The organism is Bradyrhizobium sp. GW821-FHT13H06 (genome assembly GCF_058803975.1).
On sequence record NZ_JBXAPN010000006.1, the window covers coordinates 416,841 to 429,174 of the forward strand.

Below are 12,334 nucleotides of genomic sequence, written 5' to 3' on the forward strand. Positions count from 1 at the left end.
GCGCTGTTCTGGCGCCCGCCTGCCCGCTTCCGGGGCCCGGCTGGCTTTGATTGGTTTCAGCCGGACCACCGCCAGCCTTTTTACGGCCGGTTTCCGTGGACAGCATGTCGCCGAGGACATGCTTTTGCGGAAGGCGGAAGTCCAGTATGTTTTGCCGAAATGCCGCTCGACAATCGCACGGTAGATCTGATCCGGCCGTCGTCGCCTGTCCGGCTCTCTCCGGCGCCTTGCTCCGATGCTACCCGACGCGAAGCGATCTAAAATTTCGTGCGGGTCGATCGTTTTGTAACATTGAACCCAAGATACGTCAATATGCCTGACATAAATTTCGTGACTTCCTCTCACGACGCCGCCGAGCCCAGGCCGGCCGCAGACGGTGGAGGCAATTTGCGCTGGGATATCATCGAGCTGCTGTTCTTCGCCTACCGCGACTTCGTCGGCGATCCCGACCAGGAGCTGGAGGCGTTCGGCTTCGGCCGGGCCCACCACCGCGTCCTGCATTTCGTCTATCGCTATCCCGGCCTCAAGGTCGCCGACCTCCTCGACGTCCTGCGCATCACCAAGCAGTCGCTTGGCCGCGTGCTCAAGCAGCTGCTGGACGAGGGCTACATCGTGCAGAAGACCGGCGACAATGATCGCCGCCAGCGCCTGCTCTACGCGACGCCGAAGGGCGAGGCGCTGGTGCAGAAGCTCGCCGGACTGCAGACCACGCGGATCAACAGGGCGCTCGCGGAGATGGCTCCGCAGGATGCCGAGACCGTGAAGCGCTTCCTGCGCGCGATGATCGACCGAGACGACCCGGACAAGGTGCTCGAGACGATCTTCGCTTCCGTCAACCACGACAAGGAGTGACCGTGCCGCTCGCTGCCACGCTCGCCCGCCCGCCGGTGCAACCCGCCGACGATGCCCCGCATCTGCTGCTGGTCGACGACGACCGCCGCATCCGCGATCTGCTCTCGCGCTTTCTCGCCAGTGAAGGCTACCGCGTCACCACCGCGGCGAGCGCCGGCGATGCACGCTCGAAACTGCTGGGCCTGCATTTCGACCTCCTGATCCTCGACGTCATGATGCCCGGCGAAACCGGCTTCGATCTCGCCCGCTTCATCCGGACCTCCTCCTCGGTGCCGATCGTGATGCTGACGGCACGCCACGAACCGGAATCCCGCATCGAGGGCTTGCAGATCGGCGCCGACGATTACGTGGCAAAGCCGTTCGAGCCGCGCGAGCTCGCGCTACGCATCAACAACATCCTCAAGCGCGCCGCCCCGCCGCCACAGGTCGCGATCGTGGAGAAAATTGCCTTCGGTCCCTACGTCTACCATCTCGAGCGCGGCGAATTGCGCCAGGGCGAGGAGGTCATCCATCTCACCGACCGCGAGCGCGAGATGCTGCGGATTCTCTCGGAAACACCGGGAGAGACCGTGCCGCGCAGCGCGCTGACCGGCAACGGCAGCGTCAACGAGCGCGCCGTCGACGTGCAGATCAACCGCCTCAGGCGCAAGATCGAGACCGACCCCGCCAATCCGCTATTTCTGCAGGCGGTGCGCGGCATCGGCTACCGGCTGGTGGCCTCGCCTTGAGACCCAAGCAGTGAAGCGCGACCGATGAGCACGATCGATACCGGCCTGACGCTGCTGCGAAGCGCTGCCGGCCGCGTCTCCGCCGCCAATGGCTGGATGGGCAACGCGTTCAAGGGCTGGATGCCGACCGGCCTCTACGCCCGCGCGCTCCTCATCATGATCGTGCCGATGGTGGTGCTGCAATCGGTCGTCGCCTTCGTGTTCATGGAGCGGCACTGGAACACGGTGACGCGCCGTCTGTCGGCTGCGGTGGTGCAGGACATCGCCGCGCTGATCGACGTTTACAAGGGTTATCCGCAGGACAAGGACCGCGACCAGATCCGCCGCATCGCGCAGCAGCGCCTCGGCCTCGTGGTCGATTTCCTGCCCGCCGGCGACATGCCGCCGCCGGGACCAAAACCGTTCTTCTCGCTGCTCGACCAGACGCTGTCGGTGCAGCTCGGCCGCCAGATCGGGCGCTCGTTCTGGATCGACACGGTCGGCCGCTCCAACCTCGTCGAGATCCGCATCCAGCTCGACGACGCCGTGATGCGCGTGTTCGCGCAGCGCAGCGCCGCCTATGCCTCGAACTCGGAGATCTTCCTGTTCTGGATGGTCGGGACGTCCTCGATCCTCTTGATCGTCGCGGTGCTGTTCCTGCGCAACCAGATCAAGCCGATCCTGCGCCTTGCCGATGCCGCCGAGAGCTTCGGCAAGGGCCGCGAGGCGCCGAACTTCCGCCCGAGGGGCGCGCGCGAGGTGCGGCGGGCGGCAGTCGCCTTCCTCGAAATGAAGTCGCGCATCGAGCGCACGATGGAGCAGCGCACCGCGATGCTCGCCGGCGTCAGCCACGATCTGCGCACCATCCTGACCCGCTTCAAGCTCGAGCTGGCGCTGATCGGCGACAGTCCGGAGCTCGAGGGCATGCGCAAGGATGTCGACGAGATGTCGATGATGCTGGAGGATTACCTCGCCTTCGCCCGCGGCGATTCCGGCGAGCAGTCGCAGCCGACCGACATGGCCCAGGCGCTCGAAGAGCTGCGCAGCGATGCCGAACGCCACGGCCACAACGCGACCGTCGCGTTCCACGGCCTGCCCGTGGTGACGGTGAAGCCGGCCTCGTTCAAGCGCTGCCTCGCCAACCTCATCACCAACGCGGCACGCTACGGCAGGAACATCGCGATCACCGGCCAGCGCGATCACCGTTATTTGACCGTCACGGTCGACGACGACGGCCCGGGCATTCCCGCTCACTTGCGCGAAGAAGTGTTCAAGCCATTCCTGCGGCTCGACAACGCCCGCAACCAGGACGAAGGCGGCACCGGCCTCGGCCTTGCCATCGCCCGCGACATCGCCCGTTCGCATGGCGGCGACATCACGCTCGGCGACAGCCCGATGGGGGGATTAAGGGCGAGCGTGCGGATTCCGGTGTAGCTGCTCTTCACCTTCTCCCCTTGTGGGAGAAGGTGGCGCGAAGCGCCGGATGAGGGGTATCTCTCCGCGCGTGCAAGTCTCATTTGAATTCGCGGAGAGAAACCCCTCACCCGTCTCGCCGCTAACGCGGCGAGCCACCCTCTCCCACAAGGGGAGAGGGGAGGAAGACAAACCTACTTCGGCAGCAGCGCCTTCAGCTTGTCCATGTCGCGCACGTTCATCTTGAAGCCGCCGGGCATCACGATGTCGCCGGGCTTCTGGTCCGGCTTGCAGGCGCCCAGCCACTTGGCTTGCAGTGTCATGGTACTATCGCGGCCGGCCGCGCCGGCGACGCCGCCTTGCGCGTGCGAGGTGGTCTTCACCGTGTAGGCCGAGTTGAAATCGCCCGTGATCTCGGCATGCGACGTCGTGCTGACACCCGCGACGTTGCACTCGGAATCGCTGACATAGCCGGTCGCAGTCTTCTTGATCTCCTGCTTGGCGCAGATCTGCTTGGCCATCGGGGAGACGTTGTTGCTCATCTCCTTGTCGACGGTCTCGTCGGTGCAGTGCTGCATGGTCATCTCGGGCATGGGCGAGCCGGTCGTGACCAGCTTCATTTCCCAAAGACCAGCCTTTCGTACCGGCAAATCGTCGGCGCTCGCGGTACCTGCCGACAACACGAGACAAATGGCCGCGCCGAGCAAAGCGAGTTTGCGCGTCATGTGGGAGACTCCCGGCTGAGAGTGCCGACCTTCGACAGCGCCTCAGTACAGCGTGCGGATCGGCTGCTCGGCGGCACCATAGGGCACCCAGCGGCAGGCGAAAGAGATGTAACCGCCGTCATAGCCCTGCACCGCCAGGAATTTGGCGACCTTGCCGTAGCGTGCGCAGTGATCGACCGCGACTTGACGCGCGTCGACCTGGGTCGCCATCGAATAGGCGATGATCCCGCCGGTGTCGTTACCCTTGAACGGCGGCACCGGAAGGATGTCGGCCCGCGCCGACTGGCTCGCCATCAGACCCAGGGCAAGAAGGCCAGCGGCCGCAATGATTCGCATTCCCGTCACTCCAATTGGCTGGCGCCAGTCTACGGTGCCGGGATGGAAGTGAAAAGAACAGAAGCCCGGTTGGCCGCGACGTCCCGGTCAACTCCTGGCCAAGTGTTGCCGCGCTGCACTTGACCTCCCCCGGCCTTCGCGGCACCGTCTGAACTTCGCAAGACTTGAGCTGTCTGGATTGACCATGCGCGCCCCCTCCCCGAAATCGCTTCGCTTTGCCGCCCTGCTCGGCCTCATTTTCGGGGCGCTGTCGCTCGGCGAGGCCAGGGCCGCCAATCCACTCGAGCTGAATTTCTGGCTGAGCGGACCGCGCTACGACGGCGCCGTCGTCGATTGCGACAAGGCCCTGCCGACGATCGCCACCCAGTTCTGGGAAAAAGAGAGCTCGTTCTGGAATTCCTCGTTGAAGATCACCAGCTTCTCCGCCGTTCGCGAGGTCGCCTTCAGGCCCTGGCAGTCCGACAACATTCCGCGCCGCTTTTGCACCGGCGAGGCCATGCTCAATGACGGCAAGGTGCGTAAAGTGCACTTCTCGATCGCCGAGGATGCCGGCTTCGCCGGCTATGGCGATGGCGTCGAATGGTGCGTGGTCGGGCTCGACCGCAACTGGGCCTACAATCCGGCCTGCCGCGCCGCCAAGCCCTGATCCGAAGAGCGTCTGATTCGGGCTGATCAACCCGCAGACGACAGCATCTTCGAATTTTGTTCTTGAAATGTTCTCTTTGCCTGCTAGGCTGCGCGCACAGTTTAGTTGAGGGGCGTTGCCATGTTTCATCCCAGATTGCGTTCGTTGTCCCGTCTGATGATCTCGCTGACCCTCGCCGCCGGGCTGGCAACGCTCGCCGGCGGCGCGAAAGCCCAGGACAAGCGGCAGAACGCGCCGGGCGAGTTCGACTTCTATGTGCTCGCGCTGTCGTGGTCGCCCTCGTTCTGCGAAGAGGCGGCCGAGCGCGGCGGCCGCTCCCAGATCCAGTGCGGCGGACGGCCCTACGCTTTCGTCGTGCATGGGCTGTGGCCGCAATATGAGAACGGCTTCCCGGAATATTGCCAGCGCCCGGCGCCGCGGCTGAACCGCAACATCGTGTCATCGATGCTCGATTTGATGCCGGCGCCGGGCCTGATCTTCAACGAATGGGACAAGCATGGCACCTGCTCCGGGCTTGAGGGCCGCAGCTATTTCGAGACGATCCGGAAAGCGCGCGCCGCGATCAAGATCCCGGCCGACTATCTCGATCTCTCGCAGGCCAAGACCGTGGCGCCGGCGGAAGTCGAGGAGGCCTTCATCAGGGCCAATCCGGGCCTCAGCACTGCCAGCATCTCGGTCACCTGCAACCGGACACGGCTGTCCGAGGTCCGCATCTGCCTCAGCAAGGACCTGCAATTCCGCGCCTGCGACGAGATCGAGCGCCGCGCCTGCCGCCGCGACCAGGTGACGATGCCGCCGATCAGGGGCGGTTGAGGCCGACTGCTCCGATCGTCGTTTCGAGGCGCGCATCGCGCGAACTATGATGCGCAGCGTCGCGCGATGTCGTAACTCTCCGCCATGAACTACCGCCACGCCTTCCACGCCGGCAGCTTCGCCGATGTCATCAAGCACATCGTGCTGGCGCGCATCCTCACTTATCTGCAGGACAAGCCGGCGGCGTTCCGCGTCATCGACACCCATGCCGGCGCCGGCCTCTACGATCTCGACAGCGACGAGGCGCGCCGGGGCGGCGAATGGCTGACCGGCATTGCGCGGCTGCTGCAGGCGCGCCTGTCGAACGAGACCGCGGCGCTGACCAAGCCCTATCTCGACATCGTCCGCGCCTTCAATCCGAAGGGCGAGCTCAAGGCCTATCCGGGCTCGCCGTTGATCGCGCGCGGCCTGCTCAGGCCGCAGGACCGGCTCGTCGCATGCGAGCTCGAGCCGAAGGCGCGGAAAGCGCTGATCGACGTGCTGCGCCGCGACGAGCAGGCCCGCGTGGTCGATCTCGACGGCTGGGTGGCACTGCCGGCCTTCGTGCCGCCGAAGGAGCGGCGCGGCCTCGTGCTGATCGACCCGCCCTTCGAGGCCAAGGACGAGTTCGAGCGGCTCGGCGAAGCCTTCTCGGCGGCTTTCGCGAAATGGCCAACCGGTATCTATGTAATTTGGTACCCGGCCAAGAACCGGCGCGCCACCGACACGCTGGCCCAGACGGTCGTGCGGCTCGCAGCTGCAGCAAAGCCCCCCGGGAAATGCCTGCGCCTCGAATTCAGCGTCGCGCCGCAGGCCGACAGAGCCGCCCTCACTTCCACCGGGCTCTTGATCGTCAATCCGCCCTATACGCTGCACGGCGAGCTCAAGACCATTCTGCCCGAACTGGAAATGCCGCTCGGCCAGGGCGGAGCTGCCAGATTCCGATTGGAGGTGCCCAAGCCTTAAAGCCAAGCCGTAACACTCCGGCATTCTTGGGAAAAATATGCAGGACCGGTAGTCAATCTGCAACGAACCGTATTATGCTGTTTCCGTGACTGGCTTTACGTTCCGCTTCCGCGAATGGTTGCGGCGGAGTGAAGGCCTAAGAAAGATCCGGCCGGACCGATGAGGTCCGTCCAAGGATGGCCAGCTCCCGGGCTCCGTAAGGCCCGGTCATGTCGTGACGTGAGTCTGCGTCGCGGCGGAGGAGCAATGAGGGGGAGTTTCCCGATGGCCATGACGGGAACGGTCAAGTTCTTCAACGGCGAGCGCGGCTACGGCTTCATCAAGCCTGACGACGGCGGTCGCGATGTCTTCGTTCACATCACCGCTGTGGAGCGGGCGGGACTGAAGGACCTTGCCGAAGGACAGCGTATCACTTTCGAAGTCGAACCGGACAAGAAGGGGAAAGGCCCGAAGGCGGTCAACCTGGTGATCCTCGCCTAGCGAGCCTGGCGCAAAAAAATCCCGACCGCGAGCGGCCGGGAGGCTGGTCCGGTATTTTCTTCTTGAGACGTCAGAAGTGATAGTTCACGCCTGCGCGGACAACGCTGGCGCTATAGCCGTTGGACACGCCCGTAATCGCGAACTGACTCGTGGACAGATCGATGTAGAGATATTCGAGCTTGACGCTCCAGTTCGGCGCGAGGCCCACTTCCGCGCCGGCACCGATGGTCCAGCCCGCAGTGGTGTGCGATTCCGTCCAACCGAAGGTCTGCCCACGCAGCTCGCCGAACGCAAGACCGGCGGTGCCGTAGAACAACACGTTGCTGAACGCGTATCCCGCGCGGCCCCGCAGGGTGCCGAACCACGGATTGGAGAATTTCCACGGCGCGAAGGTGTCGTCGGCGCCGGCGGCCTGGATGTCGCCCTCGACACCGAACACCCACGGGCCGTTCTGGAAATTGTAGCCGGCTTGCACACCGCCGACGAAGCCCGACGGCTTCGAGGGGTTGTTGTCCACCGAACCCCATTCATAGCCGATGTTGCCGCCGAGATAGGGACCTGCCCAGCTATAGGCATTGAGCGGCTGGTTGACGGTATAGGGCGCACGTTGCCCATAACTGAGATCGGCGGCTTCTGCCGAAGCCGTCCAGCCGGCCGCAACCAACGCGGCCGCGCCCACAACGAGCCCCTTCATCACTCACTCCAACGCAACTGTCGCAACCTGCGCGATGCCTGCGCCGCCGCGCCGGCCCTGCATGGTTACGGAACCAAGAACTTTTCGCGTAGGATTTATCGAGAGTTTTAAGTTAAAGGGCTGTTAAGTCGGGTTACTGCGCTGTTAACAGACTTAAGGAAGCGTTACCGGGACCTGTGCGTGCGGCAGGGCCGGAACTTCAAATCGACACCCCCAGCGCCTAAATTCGTCCCCATGGTTCACGATTCCACCGACAATCCGGACGACGCACGCGCGCGCAAATCCCGGCGCGGCATGGCACCGGATGGCCCGCCCCAGGAGATCCAACAGGAGACGGCGCCGCCGGACCTCGATCCCGCCAGCGCAAGCGGCGACGACGAGGACGATGCGCGGCTGCCTGATATCCTAGAGGAGAGTGGCGCCGTCGGAGAAGGCCCGCTCGCGACCGGCCACGAGGCGATCGAACGCGCGGTTCGGCTCGCCCCCACCTCGCCCGGCGTCTATCGCATGCTCAATGCGAATTCCGACGTGCTCTATGTCGGCAAGGCCAAGAACGTCAAAAAGCGCCTGTCCAGCTATGCGCGCCAGAGTGCGCCGCTGCCGGCCCGCATCCTGCGCATGATCGCCGCCACCGTCACCGTGGAGATCGTCTCGACCAATACCGAGACCGAGGCGCTGCTGCTCGAGGCGAACCTCATCAAGCAGCTGCGGCCGCGCTTCAACGTGCAGCTGCGCGACGACAAGTCGTTTCCCTATATCCTGATCACCGGCGACCATTGGGCGCCGCAGATCCTGAAACATCGCGGCGCGCAGACCCGGCCCGGGCGCTATTTCGGCCCGTTCGCCTCCGCGGGCGCGGTCAACCGAACCATCACGGCGCTGCAGCGCGCATTCCTGATCCGCTCCTGCACCGATTCCTTCTTCGAGAGCCGCACCCGGCCCTGCCTGCTCTACCAGATCCGCCGCTGCGCCGGCCCCTGCACCCGCGAGATCGATTTTCCCGGCTATACGACGCTCGTGCGCGAGGCGACCGACTTCCTCTCCGGCAAAAGCCATGCAGTGAAGCAGGAGCTCGCCGGGGAGATGGAGAAGGCGGCCAACGAGCTTGAATTCGAGCGCGCCGCGCTCTACCGCGACCGCCTTGCTGCGCTCTCGGCGATCCAGTCGCAGCAGGGCATCAATCCGCGCACGGTGGAAGAAGCCGACGTGTTCGCCATCCACCAGGAGGGGGGCTTCTCCTGCGTCGAAGTGTTCTTCTTCCGCACCGGCCAGAACTGGGGCAACCGCGCCTATTTCCCACGCGCGGAAAAGACCTTTACGCCGGAGGAAGTGCTCGGCTCGTTCCTCGCCCAGTTCTACGACGACAAGCCGCCGCCGAGGAACATCCTGCTGTCGCACGAGATCGAGGAGAGCGAGCTGCTCGCCAATGCGCTGTCGATCAAGGCCGGCCACAAGGTCGAGGTCACGGCGCCCAAGCGCGGCGAGAAGAAGGAACTCGTCACCCACGCGCTGACCAATGCGCGCGAGGCGCTCGGCCGCAAGCTCGCGGACACCGCGACGCAAGGCCGCCTGCTGGACGCCATGGCCGCAACGTTGAACCTGCCTCACCCGCCCAAGCGCATCGAGGTCTACGACAACAGCCACATCCAGGGCACCAATGCGGTCGGCGCCATGATCGTCGCGGGACCCGACGGCTTCGTGAAGAACCAGTACCGCAAGTTCAACATCAAGTCGGAAGGACTGACGCCAGGCGACGATTACGCCATGATGCGCGAAGTGCTGGAGCGCCGTCTCAAGCGCCTGATCAATCCGCCCGAGGAGGGTCCAGCCAAGGCGAAGGACGACGACTTCCCGCAATGGCCCGACCTCGTGATCATCGACGGCGGCCGCGGGCAGCTCAACGCCGTCCGCGAGATCTTTGCAAATCTCGGCCTGACGCAGGTGTCGCTGATGTCGGTCGCCAAGGGACCGGACCGGGATGCCGGCCGCGAGACCCTGTTCATGCCGGAACGCGAGGCCATCAAGCTCGAGCCGCGCGATCCCGTGCTCTATTTCATCCAGCGCCTGCGCGACGAGGCTCACCGCTTCGTCATCGGTTCGCACCGCAAGCTGCGCAAGAAGGACATCCGCGAGGCCGGCTTGCAGGAGATTCCGGGCATCGGCCCGTCCCGCAAACGTGCCTTGCTACATCATTTCGGGACCCTGAAGGAGATCGAGCGGGCCTCGATCGCCGATCTCGGCAAGGTTCCGGGGGTGAGCGCCGAGAGCGCCCGCAGGATTTTCGAGTATTTCCATCCCCAGCCGGGATGAACTAAAGGGGGACCCAAAGGGAGCCTTGGTCATATGGTCGTCGTATCCCGCACCCATCTGGGAAGCGGAACGGTTGACCTTCAGGCCCGAGCGGTATTGGTAGGACGGATGAACATCGCCACGACACGAGGGACGACCAGGCGCGCGATGTCCCTCCCGAACATCCTGACCTATGGCCGGATCGCCGCGATTCCGGTCGTGGTCGGATGCATTTACGCGCAGTCCATCCTGGATCAGCCGCTGTGGCTGCGCTGGGTCGCGGTCGCCATCTTCATTGCGGCTGCGGTCACCGACTACCTCGACGGCTATTACGCGCGGATCTGGAATCAGCAATCGGCATTCGGCCGGATGCTCGATCCCATCGCCGACAAGCTGCTGGTCGCCTCCTGCCTGCTGATGCTCGCCGCCGACGGCATCATCCACGGCTGGTCGCTGTGGGCCGCCATCGTGATCCTGTGCCGCGAGATCCTGGTCTCGGGCCTGCGCGAATATCTCGCTGCGCTCCGCGTCAGCGTGCCCGTGACAAAGCTTGCGAAGTGGAAGACCACGGTCCAGCTGGTTGCGATCGGCTTCCTGCTCGCCGGCCCGGCTGGCGACGAGGTGCTGCCCATCGTCTCGATGATCGGGCTGGCGCTGCTGTGGGCCTCGGCGATCCTCACCATCTACACCGGCTACGATTATTTCCGTGCGGGCATCCATCACCTCATCAAGGAGGACGAGGGATGAAGGTGAAGTATTTCGCCTGGGTGCGCGAGCGCGTCGGCAAGGCCGAGGAGACGATCGAGCCGCCCCCGAACGTGCGCACCGTCGAGGAACTGATCGCCTGGCTGTCCGGCCAGGGCGAGGCTTATGCGTATGCGTTCGAGAAGCCAAAGGTGATCCGCACCGCGATCGACCACGCCCACGTCAAATCAGACGCCGCGATCGCGGGCGCCCGCGAGATCGCGTTCTTCCCGCCGATGACCGGCGGCTAGGCTCATGACCTGCCCCGTCACCATCCGCATCCAGGAGGGCGATTTCGACATCGCGCGCGAGATCGCGCTCCTGACGAACAGCCGCACTGACATCGGCGCGGTCGTGAGCTTCTCCGGCATCTGCCGCGCCGACGAGGACAGCGCCAAGGTCGCCGCGCTGACGCTCGAACATTATCCGGGCATGGCAGAAGAAGAGATCGAGCGCCATGTCGACGAGGCGAGCTCGCGGTGGCCGCTGAACGGCGTCACGGTGATTCACCGCGTCGGCCGCTTCATGCCGGGCCAGAACATCGTGCTGGTGCTGACCGCCTCGCAGCACCGACAGGCCGCGTTCCAGGCGGCCGAGTTCCTGATGGACTATCTCAAGACCAGTGCGCCGTTCTGGAAGAAGGAAGAGAGCGCCACCGGCACGGGCTGGGTCGAGGCCCACGCCCGCGACGACGAAGCCGCCGCGCGCTGGACCAAATCCTGATGGCAAAAGCCTCCAAGAGAATCCCGCGCGGCCGCGCCGCGCCGAAACTTGCGAAAGTCGGACGCGGCGAGCTTCTCACGCTGCTCGACTTCGTCCGCTACGCGGTCAGCCGCTTCGTCGAAGCCAGGCTCGCTTTTGCCCACGGCACCACTGATCCGGTCGCGGAAGCCGCCTTCCTGGTCTGCGAGGCGCTGCATCTCAATCCTGAACAGTTCGAGGTGTTCGCCAATGCCCGCGTCACGGCGGCCGAGAGCAAGATCCTGCTCGACTTGATCCACAAGCGCGTCACCACACGCAAACCGGCCGCCTATCTCGTCAACAAGATCTATATGCGCGGCCTGCCCTTCTATGTCGACGAGCGCGTCATCGTTCCGCGCTCCTTCATCGGCGAGCTCCTGGATTCGCATTTCGGCAGCGAGAGCGAGGCCGGCTCGCTGATCGACGACCCTACGGCGGTCACGCGCGTGCTCGACCTCTGCACGGGATCGGGATGCCTCGCGATCCTCGCCGCGCACCATTTCCCGAACGCCACCATCGATGCCGTCGACATCTCCAAGGGGGCACTTGAAGTCGCCGCGCGCAATGTCGGCGAATACGGGCTCGAGGACCGGATCAACCTCTATCGCGGCGACCTGTTCGCCCCGCTCGGCGACAACAGATACGACCTGATCATCACCAATCCGCCTTACGTCGATGCCGAAGGCATGGCGGCGTTGCCGCCGGAGTGCCGGGCCGAGCCGAAGCTCGCCTTCGACGGCGGCGCCGACGGTCTCGACGTGGTGCGCCGCATCCTGCGCGATGCGCCCGATCACCTGACGCCGGATGGCGGGTTGATCTGCGAGATCGGTCGCGGCCGCGAGCTGGTCGACGAAGCCTTTCCGGAGCTGCCGCTGCTCTGGCTGGACACCGAGGATGCCGAGGGCGAGGTGTTCTGGATCGCAGCCGCCGATCTCGGCTGATTCAGCAC

At 64.8% G+C, this 12,334-nt stretch carries 15 protein-coding genes; 12 read left to right on the forward strand and 3 right to left on the reverse strand.

Annotation, left to right across the window (positions count from 1 at the left end; genetic code table 11):
* The first annotated feature begins 312 nt into the window (after positions 1–312).
* Genes AC1RQP_RS25915 through AC1RQP_RS25925 form a run of 3 tightly spaced genes read left to right on the forward strand, consistent with a single transcriptional unit; the run spans position 313 to position 2,993 of the window.
* Entirely contained in the window at positions 313–852 is a 540-nt protein-coding gene (locus AC1RQP_RS25915; protein WP_239621181.1) for a MarR family winged helix-turn-helix transcriptional regulator, read from the forward strand.
* Positions 849–1,580 carry a response regulator gene (locus AC1RQP_RS25920; RefSeq protein WP_035674584.1) on the forward strand — a complete coding sequence of 244 codons (732 nt, stop codon included), beginning with the start codon at positions 849–851 and terminating at the stop codon, positions 1,578–1,580. Before AC1RQP_RS25915 ends, AC1RQP_RS25920 begins: the two co-directional genes overlap by 4 nt.
* Positions 1,581–1,604: 24 nt before the next feature.
* Positions 1,605–2,993 carry an ATP-binding protein gene (locus AC1RQP_RS25925; RefSeq protein ID WP_239621179.1) on the forward strand — a complete coding sequence of 463 codons (1,389 nt, stop codon included), beginning with the start codon at positions 1,605–1,607 and terminating at the stop codon, positions 2,991–2,993.
* A 173-nt stretch (positions 2,994–3,166) separates the two neighbouring features.
* Here AC1RQP_RS25925 and AC1RQP_RS25930 read toward each other — a convergent pair whose 3' ends face one another.
* Together AC1RQP_RS25930 and AC1RQP_RS25935 are read right to left on the reverse strand one after the other, a co-directional pair.
* Positions 3,167–3,697 carry a DUF3617 domain-containing protein gene (locus AC1RQP_RS25930; protein WP_492939164.1) on the reverse strand — a complete coding sequence of 177 codons (531 nt, stop codon included), beginning with the start codon at positions 3,695–3,697 and terminating at the stop codon, positions 3,167–3,169.
* Positions 3,698–3,739: 42 nt separating this feature from the next.
* The gene (locus tag AC1RQP_RS25935) at positions 3,740–4,033 is read right to left on the reverse strand and encodes a hypothetical protein (protein ID WP_239621175.1); all 294 of its coding nucleotides are present in this window, start codon (positions 4,031–4,033) and stop codon (positions 3,740–3,742) included.
* A 184-nt stretch (positions 4,034–4,217) separates the two neighbouring features.
* Between AC1RQP_RS25935 and AC1RQP_RS25940 the strand changes: the two genes are divergently transcribed.
* From AC1RQP_RS25940 to AC1RQP_RS25955, 4 genes are all read left to right on the forward strand, one after another.
* The gene (locus tag AC1RQP_RS25940; protein WP_492939166.1) at positions 4,218–4,679 is read left to right on the forward strand and encodes a hypothetical protein; all 462 of its coding nucleotides are present in this window, start codon (positions 4,218–4,220) and stop codon (positions 4,677–4,679) included.
* A 120-nt stretch (positions 4,680–4,799) separates the two neighbouring features.
* The gene (locus AC1RQP_RS25945) at positions 4,800–5,492 is read left to right on the forward strand and encodes a ribonuclease T2 family protein (RefSeq protein ID WP_492939168.1); all 693 of its coding nucleotides are present in this window, start codon (positions 4,800–4,802) and stop codon (positions 5,490–5,492) included.
* Between the two features lie 84 nt (positions 5,493–5,576).
* Positions 5,577–6,437 (forward strand): 23S rRNA (adenine(2030)-N(6))-methyltransferase RlmJ, encoded by an 861-nt coding sequence (locus AC1RQP_RS25950; protein WP_239621169.1) that lies wholly within the window; start codon positions 5,577–5,579, stop codon positions 6,435–6,437.
* A gap of 264 nt (positions 6,438–6,701) precedes the next feature.
* Complete coding sequence (locus AC1RQP_RS25955; protein WP_028176631.1) at positions 6,702–6,917, forward strand: cold-shock protein; 216 nt, start codon at positions 6,702–6,704, stop codon at positions 6,915–6,917.
* Between the two features lie 70 nt (positions 6,918–6,987).
* On the opposite strand, the gene AC1RQP_RS25960 is transcribed toward AC1RQP_RS25955, so the two are convergent.
* Positions 6,988–7,611 (reverse strand): outer membrane protein, encoded by a 624-nt coding sequence (locus tag AC1RQP_RS25960; RefSeq protein WP_061877423.1) that lies wholly within the window; start codon positions 7,609–7,611, stop codon positions 6,988–6,990.
* A gap of 234 nt (positions 7,612–7,845) precedes the next feature.
* Here AC1RQP_RS25960 and uvrC point away from each other — a divergent pair, with 234 nt between their 5' ends.
* From uvrC to prmB, 5 genes are all read left to right on the forward strand, one after another.
* A complete protein-coding gene (uvrC, locus tag AC1RQP_RS25965; RefSeq protein WP_492939171.1) occupies positions 7,846–9,921 on the forward strand; it encodes an excinuclease ABC subunit UvrC in 2,076 nt (691 codons plus the stop codon).
* Positions 9,922–10,029: 108 nt separating this feature from the next.
* A complete protein-coding gene (pgsA, locus tag AC1RQP_RS25970) occupies positions 10,030–10,647 on the forward strand; it encodes a CDP-diacylglycerol--glycerol-3-phosphate 3-phosphatidyltransferase (protein WP_028176628.1) in 618 nt (205 codons plus the stop codon).
* Positions 10,644–10,895 (forward strand): molybdopterin converting factor subunit 1, encoded by a 252-nt coding sequence (moaD, locus tag AC1RQP_RS25975; RefSeq protein ID WP_028176627.1) that lies wholly within the window; start codon positions 10,644–10,646, stop codon positions 10,893–10,895. Before pgsA ends, moaD begins: the two co-directional genes overlap by 4 nt.
* 4 nt (positions 10,896–10,899) lie before the next feature.
* On the forward strand, positions 10,900–11,367 hold the full coding sequence (locus AC1RQP_RS25980; RefSeq protein WP_492939174.1) for a molybdenum cofactor biosynthesis protein MoaE: 468 nt from the start codon (positions 10,900–10,902) through the stop codon (positions 11,365–11,367).
* Positions 11,367–12,326, forward strand: coding sequence for a 50S ribosomal protein L3 N(5)-glutamine methyltransferase (gene prmB / locus AC1RQP_RS25985; protein WP_492939176.1), 960 nt, complete (start codon positions 11,367–11,369; stop codon positions 12,324–12,326). Before AC1RQP_RS25980 ends, prmB begins: the two co-directional genes overlap by 1 nt.
* Positions 12,327–12,334: the final 8 nt, after the last annotated feature.